Raw genomic sequence first — 19,428 nt, forward strand, 5'->3', positions numbered from 1 at the left:
GTCCAGCGGGAGCAAGCTCCCTCGCCACAGATACTTCTCAGGCCTCCAGACTTCCTTAAGTGAACAGCATTGCGCCATTGGCGGGCTTACTGTCAAAGGCATTCGTCAAAACGCAAAACACGAACAGCCAAACGCGCCCCAGAATCCCTGGAAGTCGCTGACGGGTGCGTTCGACAAGCGCGCCCGCTCATGGCTGTGGGCATGCACTGCGCAGGCACCTGCGCACTGATGCATCTGGGCGGTGAGCGGTGCCAAGGGTTTCCAGTGCCCCGGCACGTTCACCACCGGTGACCAGTCGGGCATGACCGGCAAACGCGGTGGGCCGAGTTTTTCGAATTCGAGGCTGCCGTACACCACCTTGCCATCGACCACGGTCAGCACCGATTCAATCCATTTGATCGCTTCGTCGTCGACGCTGAAGTAGTCGGCAGACAACGCCACCAGATCGGCCAGTTGCCCGACCTTGATCTGGCCCTTTGTGCCTTGCTCGGAGGAGAACCAGGCGCTGCCATGGGTGTAGAGTTCCAGCGCCGTGTCACGGCTCAGGCCTTGCGGGTAAAGCTCCAGGCCGCCGACGGTGCGGCCGCTGACCAGCCAGTAGAGTGATGTCCATGGGTTGTAGCTGGAAACCCGTGTGGCGTCGGTGCCGGCACCGACCGGAATACCTTCGGCGAGCATGCGCTGGATCGGAGGGGTGTGCTCGGCAGCCTTGGCGCCGTAACGGTCGACAAAGTATTCGCCCTGAAAAGCCATGCGGTCCTGAATCGCAATGCCGCCGCCCAGTGCACGAACCCGCTCGATGTTCTGCGGGGTGATGGTTTCGGCGTGATCGAAGAACCACGGCAGCCCGTCGAACGGGATATCGCGGTTGACCTTTTCGAACACATCGAGCATCCGGCTGATCGATTCGTTGTAGGTGGCGTGCAGGCGAAATGGCCAGCGCTGCTCGACCAGATGCCGCACCACCGGTTCCAGTTCCTGCTCCATGGTTTGCAGCAGATCGGGGCGTGGTTCGAGGAAGTCTTCAAAGTCGGCGGCGGAGAACACCAGCATTTCGCCAGCGCCGTTGTGCCGCAGGAAATCGTCACCCTGGCCGTAGTGCGAGGTACTGGTCCAGTTCTTGAAGTCGGTCAGTTCTTCCTTGGGTTTTTGGGTGAACAGGTTGTAAGCGATGCGCACGCTCAGTTGCCGGTCCTTCGCCAATTGCTGGATGACCTGATAGTCGTCCGGGTAATTCTGAAAGCCGCCACCGGCATCGATGGCGCTGGTGACACCGAGGCGATTGAGTTCGCGCATGAACTGCCGGGTCGAGTTGAGCTGATACTCCAGTGGCAGCTTCGGCCCCTTGGCCAGCGTCGAGTAGAGAATCATCGCATTCGGGCGGGCGATCAGCATGCCTGTAGGGTCGCCATTGGCATCGCGCTGGATTTCGCCACCCGGCGGGTTCGGGGTATTGCGGTCGTAGCCCACCACTTTGAGTGCTGAGCGGTTGAGCAGGGCGCGGTCATACAGGTGCAGGACGAACACCGGTGTGTCAGGCGCAGCCTTGTTCAGCTCTTCAATCGTCGGCAGGCGCTTTTCGGCGAACTGGAACTCGGTCCAGCCACCGACCACGCGCACCCATTGCGGTGCCGGTGTGCGATCAGCCTGGTCCTTGAGCATGCGCAAGGCGTCGACCAATGACGGCACACCTTCCCAGCGCAGTTCGAGGTTGTAGTTCAGGCCGCCACGGATCAGGTGCAGGTGCGAGTCGTTGAGGCCAGGGATCACCGTACGTTTTTGCAGGTCGATGACTTGCGTGCTGGCGCCGCGCAGGGGCATGACGTCCGTATCATTGCCGACGGTAATAAACCGCCCGTCCTTGATGGCGACCGCGCTCGCAAGGGGTTTATCCCGGTCGACCGTGTGCATGCGACCGTTGAACAGGATGAGATCGGCTGGGGAGTTGGTCATGCTGGTGCTCTGCGCAAATAGAGGACTGGTCCAGGCGCTGACGGTGCCTGCCGAAAGGCCTTGCAGTACGCGGCGGTGGTTGAAATCGTCGTGTTCATCAGGTGGGCTCATGGCGCCGTTCTCCGCAGGTGTTCGGTCGAGCGAGCAGCCGAATGTGCGAGCCATACGGCCAGCAAAGAATATAGACGGCAAATCCGCAGTCGATGTGTCGGGCGGGCACATTTACGACCGGCAGAAACGACGAATCCCGCCATAAGGGCGGGATTCGTAGGCAGCCAGAGGGCTCCCGAGGCTGGGAGCCGTCGTCTTAGCTTGGGAACAGCTCGGACAGTTTCATGGCCAGCATCATGTCGCCTTCAGCGCGCAGTTTGCCGCCCATGAATGCCTGCATGCCGTCGGTCGAACCGTCGACGATGCCTTCCAGGGTTTCGCCGTCCATGACCAGAGTCACTTGAGCGTCCGGGTTCTCGCCTTCTTTCAGCTCGCACGTGCTGTCTTTAACGATCAGCGAGAAGTTCTTGGTGTCGTCGATGCGGAAACCGAAAACCAGGTCCAGACCGGCAGCAGCGGCTGGGTTGAACTTGGCTTTCATGGCTTGTACGGCGTCAGCTACGGAGGTCATGGTTCGATCCTTTTATGAAGTGTTACAGCAAGGGTCACAGTGATCCGGACTCAACGGAAAGTGATGAGTTCCGGGGCCTTCAGCAGTTGCAAATGTGCATGACTGTTGAAGGAAGCCAGTGTCACCTCGCGACCACGGAACTTCAGTTGGTTGAGCGAGGTGTTAACGATTTGCCAATTCAGCTCAAAGGCCTGCCTGGCCGGCATTTGAGTAATCAGGTGGAGCAGGGCAGTGATGGTCCCGCCGGAGGTGAACACGGCGATTTTCTGGGTGTTGTCGGCCTGTTCGAGAATACGCTGCAAACCGGCCTGGACCCGCTCGACGAAGCCTGGCCAGCTTTCCAGCCCCGGTGGGTCGTAAGTACCGGCCAACCAACGCTCGATGATCAAGGCAAAGATTCGCTGAAACTCGCCGCGATTCTGCGCGGCATTGCGCAGAATATTCAGGGCTTCGGGTTCTTCGGGCAGCAGGTCCGGAATCAGCGCGCGAATCACCGCGTCGGCGTCGAACTCGTTGAAGGCTGAATCGATTTCCAGCGGCGGCACTGGCAGGCCGACAGCGCCGAATTGTGCCAGGGCACTGCTGGCGGTGTGTTGCTGGCGACGCAGGTCGCCCGACAGGCAGCGATCGAAACTCAATCCCAGTTCAGCCAGGTGACTGCCGAGTATTTCTGCCTGGCGAATACCGGTCGGCGACAGCACGTCGTAGTCGTCTGCACCGAAAGAGGCCTGGCCATGTCGAATCAAATAGATGCTGCCCACGTCCGCGTCATCCGGGTACGTTGAAGGTTTTGCGAGGTTATGAGGATGGCGATGAGCTGTCAATGAAAAAACATACGCTTGTTTGAAATGCTCGTTGGGGGCCTGTCACGGAAGGTTTCACGACTGGTCGCAACGCGGCTGCATGGGTATGCTGAAGGTATACGCGCCTGCGTGTTCTGCGGCGCACTGTCGTTAAGGAGTCAATGTGGAGTTTTTTGCCGAGTACGCAAGTTTTCTGGCTAAAACCGTTACCCTGGTGATCGCCATTCTGGTGGTCCTGGCCAGCTTTGCGGCGTTGCGCAGCAAAGGCCGGCGCAAGTTCACGGGCCAGTTGCAGGTCAGTAAACTCAATGATTTCTACAAGGAACTGCGTGAGCGCCTGGAGCAGACACTGCTCGACAAGGACCAGCTCAAGGCCTTGCGTAAATCCGAAGCCAAGTCCGAGAAAAAACAGAAGAAAAAGCCGGAGGCCAAACCGCGGGTGTTCGTGCTGGATTTCGATGGTGACATCAGGGCTTCAGCGACTGAAAGCCTGCGCCATGAAATTACCGCGTTGTTGTCCCTGGCCACGCCGAAGGACGAAGTCGTGCTGCGCCTGGAAAGCGGCGGTGGCATGGTTCACAGCTACGGTCTGGCGTCCTCGCAACTGGCGCGCATTCGTCAGGCCGGTGTGCCATTGACCGTGTGTATCGACAAGGTCGCGGCCAGCGGTGGTTACATGATGGCGTGCATCGGCGAGAAGATCATCAGTGCGCCGTTTGCCATTCTGGGTTCGATCGGGGTGGTGGCGCAGTTGCCTAACGTCAATCGCCTGCTGAAAAAGCACGACATCGACTTTGAAGTCCTGACGGCGGGTGAGTACAAGCGCACGCTGACAGTGTTTGGCGAAAACACCGAGAAGGGCCGGGAGAAGTTCCAGGAAGACCTGGATGTGACTCACGAACTGTTCAAGAACTTCGTCTCACGCTACCGGCCGCAACTGGCCATCAATGAAGTGGCCACCGGTGAAGTCTGGCTGGGTGTTGCCGCACTGGAAAAACGACTGGTCGATGAGCTGAAAACCAGCGATGAATACCTTGCCGAACGGGCCAAGGGCGCAGAGCTGTTTCACTTGCATTATGCCGAACGCAAGAGCCTGCAAGAACGCGTCGGCCTGGCGGCCAGCGGTTCGATTGATCGGGTCTTGCTGACGTGGTGGAGCCGTCTCACCCAGCAGCGTTTTTGGTAGGGAGCACGGGGCTCGCCAATGCGGGCCCGTTTTTACGGCGTCGAGTGCAATGCTCGACGCTGCTCAGTTTCGAGTGTTTACCCGCCGTATTTCAGGTCTTTTGAGACCGTCGCGTTTTCCCACCGGATTGAGGACATTTCCTGCTTTTTTTGCGGCAGGCGATGCATAAGCTCATAGCTCCCGAATCAACTGCAAAGGATTGCAAATGATGGCGCTAGAGAGTCAACACCAGCCTGTCCCCCGCCGGTTATCTGCTCGGAACAAACAGCCACTGTCGAGCCTTGCACTGGACGCCGTATTGCCCTCGACCCCGACCCAATATGCCGCGAAGCTGATCGAGGAACGTTGGGGAGCAGAGTTATTGGCTGCTCGCCTGGTTGACCTCAATTACCATTTTTATGGTTACCCTGCACAACAGGACGTGCAGCAAGGCCGGGTCAGAAAATCACAAAGCCTGGTACAGGCCCTGTTGTCCAACCATCAGACCGTGGGCGCGGGTCGTTTCGGGGAAACGGGATTCGGCCTGTACACGCCTCCTGCCGTGGGCCCGGAAGTCCAAATCGTCGAGATCGATGAGTCTATCAATCCAGATGGCGGGTTCCTGGACTATGAGGGCATCTACCGCCATACCGACCCTCAGCTCTACGGTCCGAGCACTCAGCTAAAGCTGCAGCCGGCAGCGTTCAAAAAGTGGGTGTGGGAGCTGGAGTTCAAGGACAAATACACCGCTTATGTGCACGCTGCGTGGCCTTCCGACGAGGTTTGTCTTGCCCCCCAAGGTTATCCGCTGCGCACTTCGGTCAAGACGGCCTTTGTCATGGCGGCTTATTTGCAACACCGGGAAAACAGCCTGACCCAGGACGGACTCAAACTGGCACTGCAGGTTGCCGGGTTTGATCCGCAGCAAACGTGGGAGCAACTGACGGTTGAGCAATTGCAGGCCTGGGCGACGACCGAGTCCTCCATAGAGGCTGCGCGTCTGGTCATTTACCGTTATGTATCGAGCGATATCTGGAGCTTTCGAGAGAGAATCAGTGAGCGGATTTTGCTTTATGTCCCGAGTAACTCTTCTCCGTTCCACGAATTTGCCGATCAACAGGCCTTGCACAAATGGGTGGTCGATGTGGGCCGGGACGTTGCCAGGAGGGATGCTCTGGCAGCGCATTTTTCCGAAGATGACCGGCAGGACGGCACATTCCACGCAGGCGTGTCGACCGCGTTGGAGGGCATGGCGCTTTACCCCAAACAGCATCATTTGAAGAAAGGCCATGGTTTTTTCAACGATGATGGTTACTGGGATCCTGCCGATTACATTCACTTCGAGGTCGCAACGTCTCCAATCGATCCCTTCGCGCAGTGGGTGTTGCTGATGAAGCAAGCGGCCCAGTCCAGTATTGAAAAGATTCGAGACGATGCCCAGGTCAATCGGGATGATTTGAGAGCGGTGGTCGAGCCCATTGTGCAATGGATCAACAAATTTGGTCCCTTGGCGTTGTTCGTTCCGGGTGGCGAAGGTTTGTTGGCGCTGGCCGGACTGATCGATGCCGGTTATGGATTGGCTCAGGCGGTTGATGGCAAGACCGCTGAAGAGCGTTCGGCAGGTGTCACGCGTACCGTATTCGGTTTGCTCAATGCCTTGCCACTGGCCGCGGAAGGGGCAGCCATCAAGGCCGAAGAGCATGCCGTCGGCATCGGGTCTGAACCCGGTCCTGCCCCCGCGTTTATGGACGAACCCTTGTCCGGCGAGTCCTCGCTGGTGGCCGGAAATGTTGCACCTTCCGCCGTTGGCGCTGAACGGGCGCAACTGATGCGAGGTATTGGGCCGAGTGTCCAGGCATTCAGCGATGAGGTTCTGGCCCAGATAGCTCATGTCAGCCCCGTGGATGATGATGTATTACGCCTGATGCACACCGGGCAGCGGTCACCGGCTCCGGTGCTGGCGGATACCATCAGTCGTTTCACGCTCGATCAGGATCTGCAGCGTGCCGTTGACGCGCTCCCCGAAGGCTCGGCGCAGGCCGAACAGCTAAAAAGCACGCGAGTCGAACAGTTCAGGCAGCGCTACGACGCGCTACAGCAATCGGATAATGACTGGGTCAGGTTGTTTCGGGATCAATATCCCAGTTTGCCGAAAAGTGCGGTGGAGCAAATGCTCGACAGGTCGGGAGTGGACATTGCTGCGCCCCACACGCTGGCTGACGCCAAGCGAGTGCTCGGGCAGTTGGGCGGCAAGGCGCAGCAGTACACGCAGCATGTACGTCTGTGCCGCGCCTATGAGGGGCTTTATCTGAAGTCGGTCGAAAACGCCGACAGTGATGTGCTTGTATTGCAGACGCTGGAACGGCTGCCGGGCTGGTCGCGTGCGACTCGAATCGAAGTGCTCTACGGGCGGGTCGGTACGGCTGACTTTGATCAAGCGCTGTTCGGGCTTCTGCCGCAAGAACAACGCGCGGCCCTCGGTTTGCGTCCAGGCCGCGAATGGCAGGACTTGCAGTCCAAAATTCGGGAACACGTCCTGCCGCGCTCCGAATTGATGCTGGGGCTACACAGGATCGACTCCGGATTGCCCTTTCAGCGTTTCGGGTTGCACGGCGGCGGATTCCCTGGCACCGCGCAGTTCGGCGAGCTGTCCACAGAAATCATGAGGCTTCAGGTTAAAGAGATTTATCCTGCTTTTACGACTGAGCAGGCGGATGAGTTTCTATTGAATGCAGGCGCCCAGGCTCAGGCTGATCTTTATCGGCTGAGGTTGCAGTCAGAGCAACTACGTTTCGATATCACCGGTTGGATCGAAAACATCACCGATGATATCGAAGAGATGGATATAGATATTCTGCTCGCGGGTGATGAGGGCACGGAGGGAATGAGCGACGCCGAGATTAAGGCGGAGAACGACGCGCGCATAGACGAATGGATGGATATTGAACGTGATACCCGATATGAGCTGGCCGAAGACCTGATCGCCATTTGGCAAAAGCGTAGCGGGCCAGAAAGCCGGGTTTATCGGGACGGACAGTTCATCGGCTTTCACCTGGATATGGACTTCGAGCAGATGCACTACCTCCCGCAGCTCAACGTAAAGTTGAATGACGTAGTCTCTCTCACCATGCCGAATTTCAAGTTAACGCAGCGCGGCAGCCTTAACGGATTCCTTGAGTGTTTCCCCAACCTTCGCACATTGAATATGCAGGGCGTTGATCTACGACTCTTTGACCAGAATGGCATAGCGGTTGGTCGATTGCCGCCTGCCATCGGCCAGTTGTCTCGGCTTGAGATCTTGAACCTGAAAGCGACCCGGCTGGTCCTGACGGAGGGAACCGTAGGCCAACTCGCCGAGCTCACCCGACTTCAGGAGCTCGATCTAAGCGAAAATCCGTTGGGTCTCCCACCGCCAGTGTTTGAGATGTCCGAATTGCGTCAACTCAAGTTGAGGCGTGCGGAGCTTAAATCTTGCCCGACTTTTGCTCTGGATTTTCATGGCCTGGAGCGCTTGGATCTTCGTGATAACCAGCTTGTCCGAGTGCCTGAATCGGTTCGTGAGCAGTCGGTGGCCGTGGGCAACGTCTTGCTTTCAGGTAATCCGCTAACCGACGTAGACAGTCTGCAATGGGTTGTAGCCCATCGAAAGCAGACAGGGATCAATTTATGGATGGGGTCAGCGGTACACGATGTTACCAGTCCAAACACGTGGTTGACCGGGCTTCTCCCTGAGCAGGCGGCACAACAGACTGCACGCTGGGAGCGTGTGTTTGCAAAAGAGGGGAGTGATCGTTTCTTCGGTACTTTGGACGCGCTGACGCGCACGGCCGATTTCCTGGTGGACTATGCACCTTTGCAACAGCGAGTGTGGCGAATGGTTAATGAGATGGATGCTTCGCAGGAGCTTTGCCAGCACCTGTTCGAGGGCGTGGAATGGTCGATTTTCGATAGGGATGATCCGTTTGCCAGTTTTGTACGACTGGAAGACAGAATCACTTTATTCAAGGAGCCGCCAGTGAAAAAAGCCAGTCTCGATGGTGAGACTTTTCAAGCGTAGTAGGTGGAGCGAGGAGTCTGTAGCCACAATAAAAAACCTTGAGCCCGGCACCTGTCCGGGCTCAAGGTTTTTTTGTCGATCAGCGGCGACGGAACAGCGGCAGCGGTTCGTCGGTGGCGGCCTGGTAGGTCACCGAGAAGTCCTTGAGGCTTTCAAGGGCTTCGTACGGGTCTTTGTCCGCGCGCAATGCATACGCGTCGAAACCGCAGCGGTGCAGGTAGAACAACTGGTCGCGCAGCACATCGCCGATCGCCCGCAGTTCGCCCTTGTAGCCGTAGCGGTCACGCAGCAGGCGCGCGTTGGAGTAGTTGCGCCCGTCGGTGAAGGCCGGGAAGTTCAAAGCAATGACCTGGAAGTGATCGACGTCGTCACCGATTTCCTCGGCTTCTTCATCGGCATCCAGCCACACCCCCAAACCGCCATCACGCGCCTTGAGCGCATGCGCATGATCGCGCCACAGGGCCAGCGGGACGATCAGGTCGTCGCAGTTGGAAATGCCGTCGAAAGTCGCGTCCTTGGGCAACAAGTGCCAGGTTTCGTCGATGACTTCGTTGTTCTTAATTATTCGCTGCATAGACGCGTTCCTTGAAGAGGTCGATGCCGATACGTTGATAGGTGTCGATGAAGCGTTCGTCTTCGGTACGTTGTTCCACGTACACGTCGATCAGCTTCGAGATCACGTCAGGCATGTCGTCCTGGGCAAAGGACGGGCCGAGGATCTTGCCCAGGCTGGCGTCACGGCTGGCGCTGCCACCGAGGGATACCTGGTAGAACTCTTCACCTTTCTTGTCCACTCCGAGGATGCCGATGTGGCCGACGTGGTGGTGACCACAGGCGTTCATGCAGCCGGAGATGTTCAGGTCCAGTTCGCCAATGTCGAACAGGTAGTCCAGGTCATCGAAACGACGCTGGATGGCTTCGGCGATCGGGATCGACTTGGCGTTGGCCAGGGAGCAGAAGTCGCCACCGGGGCAGCAGATGATGTCGGTCAGCAGGCCGATATTCGGTGTAGCGAAGCCTTGCTCGCGCAATTCACCCCACAGGGTGAACAGTTGGCTCTGCTCGACGTCAGCCAGAATGATGTTCTGCTCATGGGAGGTGCGCAGCTGGCCAAAGCTGTAGCGGTCGGCCAGGTCGGCAACGCCATCGAGCTGCTTGTCGGTCAGGTCGCCCGGTGCAACGCCGGTCGGCTTGAGCGACAGGGTTACCGCGACATACCCCGGCTTCTTGTGAGCCAGGGTGTTGCGGGTGCGCCAGCGAGCAAAGCCCGGATATTGCTTGTCGAGTTCAGCCAGTTCTGCCGTCTGATCGTTCAGGACTTTGTAGTCCGGATCGACGAAGTGCTTGGCGACGCGATGCACTTCAGCCTCGGTCAGCGTGGTCTGGCCACCGCGAAGGTATTCCATTTCCGCGTCGACTTTTTGTGCGAAGACTTCAGGCGTCAGGGCCTTGACCAGAATCTTGATCCGCGCCTTGTACTTGTTGTCGCGACGACCATAGCGGTTGTACACACGCAGGATGGCGTCGAGGTAGCTCAACAGGTCTGGCCACGGCAGGAATTCATTGATGAACGCGCCAACGACAGGCGTTCGGCCGAGGCCACCACCGACCAGCACGCGGAAACCCAGTTCGCCTGCGGCGTTGTGCACCGGCTCAAGGCCGATGTCATGGACTTCAATGGCTGCACGGTCCGAGGTCGAACCGTTGATGGCGATCTTGAACTTGCGCGGCAGGTAGGCGAATTCCGGGTGGAAGGTGGTCCACTGACGGACGATTTCGCACCACGGACGCGGATCGATCAACTCGTCGGCAGCGACACCGGCGAACTGATCGGTGGTGACGTTGCGCAGGCAGTTGCCGCTGGTCTGGATAGCGTGCATCTGCACGGTCGCCAGCTCAGCCAGGATGTCCGGGATGTCTTCCAGTGCCGGCCAGTTGAACTGGACGTTCTGCCGGGTACTGATGTGGGCATAGCCCTTGTCGTAGTCGCGGGCAATCTTGGCCATCATTCGCGTCTGGCGCGAAGTCAGTTGGCCATAAGGCACGGCAACCCGCAGCATCGGAGCGAAGCGCTGGATGTAAAGGCCATTTTGCAGGCGCAGGGGGCGGAATTCTTCTTCGCTCAGCTCGCCTGCCAGATAGCGTCGGGTCTGATCACGGAACTGCTTGACGCGGTCCTCGATGATCCGCTGATCGTACTCGTCGTATACGTACATATAGGTCCTGTTCTCAGGCTTGGGCCAATCAGGAACAGCTGCGTTTTCCGCTCGCTTGATTCCGATACTGCCTTGGCAATTCTGCGCGCACGGCCGCGCACTCCCCACGGAGCCGAGGCAAGATACCAGTTTGCGTTTATGCGCAAAAGTGATGTTTGAGTATATGTAAAGAACCAAATCGACTAATGAGACTGGTTATTGTCTCACCCACATTTGTGGTGCGGGCAATCCTCTACTTAACTGTGCTCGAGTCTTTCTGCAATCACCGATAAAACCGACAAGAGGCGATGCAATGAGCAACCCAACCAAAGCACGGAAAAGCGATAGCACCGTCGATGCATGGGCCATTCTGTTTCTGATCATCCTGGTAGTGGGCACTGCGGTGTTCTGGGTCAGCCATCAATAGGTAAGCGTGTCCGGGCCCTGTCCTGACGATTGTCGGACAAAACGTCGATTAATCGCGATTTGCCAGCACTTCGCTGGCTATAATGCGCGGCTAATTGCCGGGGCTCGGATATTCAATGTTCAAGTTTTTCTGTGGGGTATTGCTGACGTTTTGCTCGGTCTATGGATCGGGTACGCAAGCGGCGTCAGTGCTGTTCCTGAGTCCTGGCACCTCTACGGAAACTTTTTGGCTGAGCTATTCGCAATTCATGCAGGCTGCCGCCCGGGATCTGGGCATGGACCTGCAGATCCAGTATTCCGAGCGCGTGCCTGAAACCACGATCAAACAGGCCCGTGAAGCCCTGCAAGGGCCAAAACGTCCGGACTATCTGGTGTTCGCCAACGAGCAATATGTTGCGCCGGAAATTTTGCGGCTGTCCGAGGGCAGCGGCGTGAAGCTGTTTATCGTCAATAGCGCGCTAAACGCTGATCAACTGGCGTTGCTCGGCAATCGCGAGAAAAAATACCCGGCTTTGCTCGGTAGCCTGGTACCCAACGATGAGGAGGGCGGTTACCTGATGCTCAAGGAGTTGATCCGCCTGCATCCTCCGGTCGCCCCCGGCCAGAAACTTGAATTGCTGGCGTTTGCCGGTTTGAAAATCACGCCGGCCTCGCAGTTGCGTGAAAAGGGCTTGATGCGGGCGTTGCGCGAGCACCCCGAGGTGCATTTGCAGCAACTGGTGTACGGCGGCTGGAACCGTCAGCGCGTCCATGAGCAGGCGACGTTGCTGTTCAAGCGCTATCCGCAGACGTCGCTGATCTGGACGGCCAACGATGAAATGGCGTTCGGCGCGATGCAGGCCTATGAAGAGGCGGGCGGCACGCCGGGCAAGGGCGCGCTGTTCAGCGCCGTCAATACCTCGCCGTCAGCCTTGCAGGCACTGCTGGATGGTCGTCTTAGTGTATTGGTAGGCGGACACTTCAGCCTGGGCGGTTGGGCGCTGGTGCAGTTGCATGACTATGACCAGGGCGTCCATGTCGAACGATATGGCGGTCGTGACCGGCAGGTCCCGCTGTTGCAGTTGATTGATCGGGAACAGGCCAGGCGCTTGTTGGCCATCGGTGCCACGCAGAACTACGGTGTGAACTTTCGCAGCTTTTCGGCCAAGGATCGTCCGCTGAGCTATCGCTATCCGTTCAGCCTGCAAGCACTGATGCACTGACGTCGGGCTAAACCCCGGCCAGATGCAGGACCAGTTTCACGATACCGAACAGCGTCAGCGCAAAGACTGCGGTGAACAGAATGCCCAATATCACGAAATGACTGGGTTTGCCGTGTGTGAAGTCGCGGGCGCGGTTCTTTCCGCTCTGTACGCCGAACGCCGCCGCCATCACGCTGTGCAGCATCTGCCAGAAGCTGGGTGGTTTGTTGTCGACTGGATCGTCCATAAATCCCTCGTCACCGGAGTGTATTAGGCAAGCATAGTCAATCTTCCCGGGGCCGTGAGGCCACCCACCCGCTAGGGTCAGCTCAACTGGCTCACATAAGTGCCCGTGCCCTTGAGAATGTTCTGCAACGTTTCTTCCACTTCAGCCAGATCCGCCGGCGCGGTGCTGTGGTGGATTTCCAGATGATCGTCGCCATTCAGCGCATCGGCGTCAGCGGCGGCTATTTCGATCAGCAGGCGGGTAGGGCTGAGGGTGACTTTCACGCCGTCGAGGGTCGACGGTTCGCCATCAAGGGTGATCTCCAGCTCATCTTCATCCGGGTAGCGAGTCATCAAAAACATCTCGCCCTGATTGCTGTGGCAGCAGAGCATGGCCAGGTTGTCTTCTTCGTCATCGCACGGGTTGGCGATAAGGTGGGCGGTGGTCAGTTGCATGGGGAAAATCCTCGCTCAAGGAGCGTTATGAAGACGACAAAAGCCGATTCTGCCAGCCCGAGTGAATTTCTGCTCGGATGTGTGTCTGAAAGTGTGTTGTGAACACTACAAGGGGAGTCGGTCATTTCTGGTACGAAGGCACCGTAAATCCGGGCATAAAACCGTCTTTTTTTCACGCAACTGCTAGTGTTGTTCGATGCGCTGCCGATGAGTTACGTACCGATGACCGAATATGTCGCAGCATCGCAAGCAGGCAGGTTGTCGCACCCGATAAGCTGCGCAACCAATGGGCACCTCTAAAGACATTGCTTGTCTATCCGGTAGTCGTTTTTACAGATGCCCATTCATGGAAGGTGAATGTGACCTGAGTGTCTCGTCCAGCTTCACCCATCTGTCACCCTGTTAACCTCTGCCCGAGATTCAGGAACTGGGTGACGGATTGCCCCGACAGGGGTTTTGCACGCGACGCTTCCATCAATAACAAGCCCAAGCGGAGTACCACAGATGGCGTTCTTCACCGCAGCCAGCAAAGCCGACTTCCAGCAACAACTGCAAGCGGCACTGGCGCAGCACATCAGTGAACAGTCACTGCCACAAGTGGCGCTGTTCGCTGAACAATTCTTCGGCATTATTTCCCTCGATGAGCTGACCCAGCGCCGGTTGTCCGACCTCGCCGGCTGCACCCTTTCTGCCTGGCGCCTGCTTGAGCGCTTTGATCACGCGCAACCGCAAGTGCGCGTTTACAACCCGGATTACGAACGTCACGGCTGGCAGTCGACCCACACGGCGGTCGAAGTGCTGCACCACGACTTGCCATTTCTCGTGGACTCGGTGCGCACCGAGCTGAACCGTCGCGGCTACAGCATCCACACCTTGCAAACCACGGTGCTGAGCGTGCGTCGCGGCGCCAAGGGCGAGTTGCTGGAAATCCTGCCTAAAGGCTCCCAGGGCGAAGGCATTCTGCAAGAATCGCTGATGTACCTTGAGATCGACCGTTGCGCCCATACCGCCGAACTCAATGTATTGAGCAAGGAACTGGAGCAGGTTCTCAGTGAAGTCCGCGTTGCGGTCGCCGATTTCGAACCGATGAAAGCCAAGGTCCAGGAACTGATCGAAGGCATCGACAAGAGCAAGTTTGCCGTCGATGCCGAAGAAAAGAGCGAGATCAAGGGCTTCCTCGAGTGGCTGGTGGGCAACCACTTCACGTTCCTCGGTTACGAAGAGTTCGTGGTTCGCGATGACAAGGATGGCGGCCATATCGAGTACGACCAGAGCTCGTTCCTGGGCCTGACCCGATTGCTGCGCGCCGGCCTGACGGCTGACGACCTGCGTATCGAAGACTACGCCGTGAACTACCTGCGTGAACCGACGCCGCTGTCGTTCGCCAAGGCTGCGCACCCAAGCCGTGTGCACCGTCCGGCTTACCCTGACTACGTGTCGATCCGCCAGATCGATGCCAACGGCAAAGTCATCAAGGAATGCCGTTTCATGGGCCTGTACACCTCGTCGGTGTATGGCGAAAGCGTGCGGGTCATTCCGTACATCCGTCGCAAGGTCGATGTCATCGAACAGCGCTCCGGCTTCCAGTCCAAGGCGCACCTGGGCAAGGAACTGGCCCAGGTACTCGAAGTACTGCCGCGTGACGATCTGTTCCAGACTCCGGTCGACGAGCTGTTCAGCACCGTGATGTCGATCGTGCAGATCCAGGAACGCAACAAGATTCGCGTGTTCCTGCGCAAAGACCCGTACGGTCGCTTCTGCTACTGCCTGGCCTACGTGCCACGCGACATCTACTCCACCGAAGTGCGTCAGAAGATCCAGCAAGTGCTGATGGATCGCCTGAAAGCCAGCGATTGCGAATTCTGGACCTTCTTCTCCGAGTCCGTGCTGGCCCGTGTGCAACTGATTCTGCGGGTCGACCCGAAGAATCGTCTGGACATCGATCCACTGCTGCTGGAAAAAGAAGTGGTTCAGGCCTGCCGCAGCTGGCAGGACGACTACGCAAGCCTGGTGGTCGAAAGCTTCGGCGAAGCCCAGGGCACCAATGTGCTGTCCGACTTCCCGAAAGGCTTCCCGGCCGGCTACCGCGAGCGTTTCGCCGCGCATTCGGCTGTGGTCGACATGCAGCACCTGCTGAGCCTGAGCGAAAAAAATCCGCTGGTCATGAGCTTCTATCAGCCGCTGGGTCAGGTGTCCGGTCAGCGCGAGCTGCACTGCAAGCTGTACCACGCCGATACCCCGCTGGCCCTGTCCGACGTCTTGCCAATCCTGGAAAACCTCGGCCTGCGCGTGCTGGGCGAGTTCCCGTATCGCCTGCGTCACAGCAACGGTCGCGAGTTCTGGATTCACGACTTCGCGTTCACCGCTGCTGAAGGCCTGGAACTCGACATCCAGCAGCTCAACGACACCCTGCAGGACGCGTTCGTCCACATCGTTCGCGGCGATGCCGAAAACGATGCATTCAACCGTCTGGTACTGACCGCCGGCCTGCCGTGGCGCGACGTTGCGCTGCTGCGTGCTTACGCCCGTTACCTGAAGCAGATTCGTCTGGGCTTCGACCTGGGCTACATCGCCAGCACCCTGAACAACCACACCGATATCGCTCGCGAATTGACCCGGTTGTTCAAGACCCGTTTCTACCTGGCGCGCAAGCTGACCAGCGACGACCTCGACGACAAGCAGCTGCGCCTGGAACAAGCGATTCTGAGCGCTCTGGACGACGTTCAAGTGTTGAACGAAGACCGCATCCTGCGTCGCTACCTGGACCTGATCAAGGCTACTTTGCGGACCAACTTCTACCAGACCGACGCCAACGGTCAGAACAAGTCCTACTTCAGCTTCAAGTTCAACCCGCACGCTATTCCAGAGCTGCCGAAGCCAGTACCGAAGTTCGAAATCTTCGTTTACTCGCCACGCGTCGAAGGCGTGCACCTGCGCTTCGGCAACGTGGCTCGTGGTGGTCTGCGCTGGTCCGACCGTGAAGAAGACTTCCGTACCGAAGTCCTGGGCCTGGTAAAAGCCCAGCAAGTGAAGAACTCGGTCATCGTGCCAGTGGGCGCCAAAGGCGGCTTCCTGCCGCGTCGCCTGCCGTTGGGCGGCAGCCGTGATGAGATCGCAGCAGAAGGCATCGCCTGCTACCGCATCTTCATTTCCGGTCTGTTGGACATCACCGACAACCTGAAAGACGGTGCGCTGGTACCGCCGGCCAACGTCGTGCGTCATGACGACGATGACCCGTACCTGGTGGTGGCAGCGGACAAGGGCACTGCGACCTTCTCCGACATCGCCAACGGTATTGCGATCGACTACGGCTTCTGGCTCGGTGACGCCTTCGCGTCGGGCGGCTCGGCCGGTTACGACCACAAGAAAATGGGCATCACCGCCAAAGGCGCGTGGGTTGGCGTACAACGTCACTTCCGCGAGCGCGGCATCAACGTCCAGGAAGACAGCATCACTGTCGTGGGTGTCGGCGACATGGCCGGTGACGTGTTCGGTAACGGTTTGTTGATGTCCGACAAGCTGCAACTGGTCGCAGCGTTCAACCACCTGCACATTTTCATCGACCCGAATCCACAGCCAGCCAACAGCTTCGCTGAGCGTCAGCGTCTGTTCGACCTGCCGCGTTCGGCGTGGTCGGATTACGACACCAGCATCATGTCTGAAGGCGGCGGGATCTTCTCCCGTAGCGCGAAGAGCATCGCGATTTCCCCGCAGATGAAAGAGCGCTTCGACATTCAGGCCGACAAGCTGACCCCGACCGAACTGCTGAACGCCTTGCTCAAGGCACCAGTGGATCTGTTGTGGAACGGCGGTATCGGTACGTACGTCAAAGCCAGCAGCGAAAGCCACGCCGATGTCGGCGACAAGGCCAACGATGCACTGCGCGTGAACGGCAACGAACTGCGCTGCAAAGTCGTGGGCGAGGGCGGTAACCTCGGTATGACCCAACTGGGTCGTGTCGAATTCGGTCTCAATGGCGGCGGCTCCAACACCGACTTCATCGACAACGCCGGTGGCGTGGACTGCTCCGACCACGAAGTGAACATCAAGATCCTGCTCAACGAAGTGGTGCAGGCTGGCGACATGACCGAGAAGCAACGTAACCAGTTGCTCGGCAGCATGACGGATGAAGTCGGCGGTCTGGTTCTCGGCAACAACTACAAGCAGACCCAGGCCCTGTCCTTGGCAGCCCGTCGCGCCTACGTGCGGATTGCCGAGTACAAGCGCTTGATGAACGACCTGGAAGGCCGTGGCAAGCTGGACCGTGCCATCGAGTTCCTGCCGACCGAAGATCAACTGAACGAGCGCGTTGCGGCAGGCCATGGTCTGACCCGTGCCGAGCTGTCGGTATTGATCTCCTACAGCAAGATCGACCTCAAGGAGCAGTTGCTCAACTCCCTGGTGCCGGACGACGACTATCTGACCCGCGACATGGAAACCGCTTTCCCGCCGATGCTGGTCAGCAAGTTCTCCGAGGCCATGCGTCGTCACCGTCTGAAGCGTGAGATCGTCAGCACCCAGATCGCCAACGATCTGGTCAACCACATGGGTATCACCTTCGTTCAGCGACTCAAAGAGTCGACCGGCATGAGCCCGGCGAACGTGGCCGGTGCGTATGTAATCGTGCGTGACATCTTCCATCTCCCGCACTGGTTCCGTCAGATCGAGGCGCTGGATTACCAGGTGTCGGCCGACGTACAACTGGAGCTGATGGATGAGCTGATGCGTCTGGGCCGTCGTGCCACTCGCTGGTTCCTGCGCAGCCGTCGCAACGAGCAGAACGCAGCGCGCGACGTCGCACACTTCGGTCCACATCTGGCAGCGCTGGGCCTCAAGCTCGACGAACTGCTGGAAGGTCCGACGCGCGAAGGCTGGCAGACTCGCTATCAGGCCTACGTCGCCGCTGGCGTACCCGAGTTGCTGGCGCGCATGGTTGCAGGCACCAGTCACCTGTACACCTTGTTGCCAATCATCGAGGCAGCGGACGTGACTGGCCAGAATGCAGCGGACGTGGCCAAGGCCTACTTCGCCGTGGGCAGCGCGTTGGACCTGACCTGGTACCTGCAACAGATCAGCGCTCTGCCGGTGGAAAACAACTGGCAAGCGCTGGCCCGTGAAGCGTTCCGCGATGACATCGACTGGCAGCAACGGGCGATCACCATCTCGGTCCTGCAAATGGGCAACGGCAAGCAGGACGTGGAAACACGTCTGGCCTTGTGGATGGACCAGAACCAGACCATGGTCGAGCGCTGGCGCGCCATGCTGGTGGACATCCGTGCCGCCAGCGGCACCGACTACGCCATGTACGCGGTCGCCAACCGCGAACTGCTGGACCTGGCGTTGAGCGGTCAAGCGGTGGTGCCTGTCACGGCCACTGCAATCGCTGAACTGGAGCCTGCTGCCTGATCATCAGGCGCTGAATAAAAAAGCCCCGTCTCGAGAGAGGCGGGGCTTTTTTTTTGTTGCAAGTGAGCATGGTCGGTCAGGCAGGGAAATTCAGGTCAATCACTTGATAGAAGGCTTTATCGGTATTTGCCACGTCCCAAATGGCGAGAAGGACGTGGTATCCCTTGCGCGGAGGCAAAGTCACTTCGTGTCGTTGAAGAGGACCAGGCATCAGTTCTTTGTCGGCCTCAGGTCCCCAGTATGGCTGGTAACTGTTGAGGTACGTCTTGAGCGGGGTTTCTTCGAAATGTCTCCTCGCCAATGGTTCATTGGAGTTCCAGTCCGCTTTGGTGATCAAGTACTTCCATCGGCGGGTCAAATGGCCTTGGCTTAACTCCCACATGAGCACCAGGTTTTGGCCCGACATGACGTCATGTTTTTTCCAGTGGGCGCCTGGTGCGTTGAGCAGGGCGCGTGCATCGCTATGCCCGCCACTGGCAATCATCCCGTCGAGGGGAGGTGCGATGTTGCGCACATCTTCCGGAGCATCAGGGTCCTGCAAGTTACCTTCAGTCGCAGGAAACAGTTTTCCGCCCTCAAGTGCGTTGGCTTGACCGGGATCCAGCTTACCTTCCTCAAGAAGGAACTGAGCGCGGGATTTTGGCGTGGTGATTCGGCCATGCCTGGGCCCAATTTCTTTCCTGTGGCTTAGCTCACTTAACAAACTCTCGATGAGTTTGTTTACCTCACCTGACGAGAGTTTTTCCAGCCCACTTTCAGAAGATTGTTCGTTTTTTGAAGTCATCGCATTGACACTCCATTCAATGAAACCACCAAAGACCGGACGAAAGTCCATCGGCCCGTCACCTGTCTGTCGAGGTGGATTAGAGAAGGAAGGATCGATCACTGTCTACTGTCAGAGTTGACAGTAGACAGTACGGTTTGGCTGTGTTTTCAGGC

12 protein-coding genes are annotated in these 19,428 nt (G+C 58.2%); 4 read left to right on the top strand and 8 right to left on the bottom strand.

Annotated features, from left to right (window positions below; translation table 11 throughout):
- Nucleotides 1–105: 105 nt before the first annotated feature.
- The 3 genes from AC1RJ3_RS26250 to AC1RJ3_RS26260 all read right to left on the bottom strand — a co-directional run bounded on the left by AC1RJ3_RS26250 (nucleotide 106) and on the right by AC1RJ3_RS26260 (nucleotide 3,336).
- The gene (locus AC1RJ3_RS26250; RefSeq protein WP_493081440.1) at nucleotides 106–1,953 is read right to left on the bottom strand and encodes an amidohydrolase; all 1,848 of its coding nucleotides are present in this window, start codon (nucleotides 1,951–1,953) and stop codon (nucleotides 106–108) included.
- A 307-nt stretch (nucleotides 1,954–2,260) separates the two neighbouring features.
- The gene (locus AC1RJ3_RS26255) at nucleotides 2,261–2,575 is read right to left on the bottom strand and encodes an SCP2 sterol-binding domain-containing protein (RefSeq protein WP_019690779.1); all 315 of its coding nucleotides are present in this window, start codon (nucleotides 2,573–2,575) and stop codon (nucleotides 2,261–2,263) included.
- Between the two features lie 50 nt (nucleotides 2,576–2,625).
- Nucleotides 2,626–3,336: a histidine phosphatase family protein gene (locus AC1RJ3_RS26260; protein WP_103319722.1), complete on the bottom strand. Its 711-nt coding sequence runs from the start codon at nucleotides 3,334–3,336 to the stop codon at nucleotides 2,626–2,628.
- A gap of 205 nt (nucleotides 3,337–3,541) precedes the next feature.
- On the opposite strand from AC1RJ3_RS26260, the gene sohB reads away from it, so the two are divergent.
- Nucleotides 3,542–4,564, top strand: a complete 1,023-nt coding sequence (gene sohB, locus AC1RJ3_RS26265; RefSeq protein WP_103319724.1) for a protease SohB — start codon at nucleotides 3,542–3,544, stop codon at nucleotides 4,562–4,564.
- A gap of 205 nt (nucleotides 4,565–4,769) precedes the next feature.
- Complete coding sequence (locus AC1RJ3_RS26270; protein WP_493081337.1) at nucleotides 4,770–8,600, top strand: leucine-rich repeat domain-containing protein; 3,831 nt, start codon at nucleotides 4,770–4,772, stop codon at nucleotides 8,598–8,600.
- Nucleotides 8,601–8,679: 79 nt separating this feature from the next.
- Here AC1RJ3_RS26270 and AC1RJ3_RS26275 read toward each other — a convergent pair whose 3' ends face one another.
- Together AC1RJ3_RS26275 and AC1RJ3_RS26280 are read right to left on the bottom strand one after the other, a co-directional pair.
- Nucleotides 8,680–9,174 (bottom strand): DUF934 domain-containing protein, encoded by a 495-nt coding sequence (locus AC1RJ3_RS26275; RefSeq protein WP_054597001.1) that lies wholly within the window; start codon nucleotides 9,172–9,174, stop codon nucleotides 8,680–8,682.
- The gene (locus tag AC1RJ3_RS26280; RefSeq protein ID WP_489112094.1) at nucleotides 9,158–10,816 is read right to left on the bottom strand and encodes a nitrite/sulfite reductase; all 1,659 of its coding nucleotides are present in this window, start codon (nucleotides 10,814–10,816) and stop codon (nucleotides 9,158–9,160) included. The genes AC1RJ3_RS26275 and AC1RJ3_RS26280 overlap by 17 nt, the downstream gene beginning before the upstream one ends.
- A 521-nt stretch (nucleotides 10,817–11,337) precedes the next feature.
- Between AC1RJ3_RS26280 and AC1RJ3_RS26285 the strand changes: the two genes are divergently transcribed.
- Nucleotides 11,338–12,423 carry an ABC transporter substrate-binding protein gene (locus AC1RJ3_RS26285; protein WP_347929805.1) on the top strand — a complete coding sequence of 362 codons (1,086 nt, stop codon included), beginning with the start codon at nucleotides 11,338–11,340 and terminating at the stop codon, nucleotides 12,421–12,423.
- Nucleotides 12,424–12,430: 7 nt separating this feature from the next.
- On the opposite strand, the gene AC1RJ3_RS26290 is transcribed toward AC1RJ3_RS26285, so the two are convergent.
- Both AC1RJ3_RS26290 and AC1RJ3_RS26295 read right to left on the bottom strand, forming a co-directional pair.
- Nucleotides 12,431–12,649, bottom strand: a complete 219-nt coding sequence (locus AC1RJ3_RS26290; RefSeq protein WP_054597004.1) for a DUF2970 domain-containing protein — start codon at nucleotides 12,647–12,649, stop codon at nucleotides 12,431–12,433.
- Between the two features lie 77 nt (nucleotides 12,650–12,726).
- A complete protein-coding gene (locus tag AC1RJ3_RS26295; RefSeq protein WP_054597005.1) occupies nucleotides 12,727–13,083 on the bottom strand; it encodes a hypothetical protein in 357 nt (118 codons plus the stop codon).
- A 504-nt stretch (nucleotides 13,084–13,587) separates the two neighbouring features.
- On the opposite strand from AC1RJ3_RS26295, the gene AC1RJ3_RS26300 reads away from it, so the two are divergent.
- Nucleotides 13,588–18,489 carry an NAD-glutamate dehydrogenase gene (locus tag AC1RJ3_RS26300; protein ID WP_054597006.1) on the top strand — a complete coding sequence of 1,634 codons (4,902 nt, stop codon included), beginning with the start codon at nucleotides 13,588–13,590 and terminating at the stop codon, nucleotides 18,487–18,489.
- Nucleotides 18,490–18,565: 76 nt separating this feature from the next.
- Here AC1RJ3_RS26300 and AC1RJ3_RS26305 read toward each other — a convergent pair whose 3' ends face one another.
- On the bottom strand, nucleotides 18,566–19,324 hold the full coding sequence (locus AC1RJ3_RS26305; RefSeq protein ID WP_493081341.1) for a lytic polysaccharide monooxygenase auxiliary activity family 9 protein: 759 nt from the start codon (nucleotides 19,322–19,324) through the stop codon (nucleotides 18,566–18,568).
- Nucleotides 19,325–19,428: the final 104 nt, after the last annotated feature.

The organism is Pseudomonas sp. GW822-FHT04C11 (assembly GCF_058800905.1).

Bases quoted from the DNA above. Each gene is read 5' to 3' on its own strand.
- AC1RJ3_RS26275 (WP_054597001.1), bottom strand. From the start codon at position 9,174: ATGCAGCGAATAATTAAGAACAACGAAGTCATCGACGAAACCTGGCAC.
- AC1RJ3_RS26250 (WP_493081440.1), bottom strand. From the start codon at position 1,953: ATGACCAACTCCCCAGCCGATCTCATCCTGTTCAACGGTCGCATGCAC.
- AC1RJ3_RS26295 (WP_054597005.1), bottom strand. From the start codon at position 13,083: ATGCAACTGACCACCGCCCACCTTATCGCCAACCCGTGCGATGACGAA.
- AC1RJ3_RS26280 (WP_489112094.1), bottom strand. From the start codon at position 10,816: ATGTACGTATACGACGAGTACGATCAGCGGATCATCGAGGACCGCGTC.
- AC1RJ3_RS26285 (WP_347929805.1), top strand. From the start codon at position 11,338: ATGTTCAAGTTTTTCTGTGGGGTATTGCTGACGTTTTGCTCGGTCTAT.
- AC1RJ3_RS26300 (WP_054597006.1), top strand. From the start codon at position 13,588: ATGGCGTTCTTCACCGCAGCCAGCAAAGCCGACTTCCAGCAACAACTG.
- AC1RJ3_RS26290 (WP_054597004.1), bottom strand. From the start codon at position 12,649: ATGGACGATCCAGTCGACAACAAACCACCCAGCTTCTGGCAGATGCTG.
- AC1RJ3_RS26270 (WP_493081337.1), top strand. From the start codon at position 4,770: ATGATGGCGCTAGAGAGTCAACACCAGCCTGTCCCCCGCCGGTTATCT.
- AC1RJ3_RS26305 (WP_493081341.1), bottom strand. From the start codon at position 19,324: ATGGACTTTCGTCCGGTCTTTGGTGGTTTCATTGAATGGAGTGTCAAT.
- AC1RJ3_RS26255 (WP_019690779.1), bottom strand. From the start codon at position 2,575: ATGACCTCCGTAGCTGACGCCGTACAAGCCATGAAAGCCAAGTTCAAC.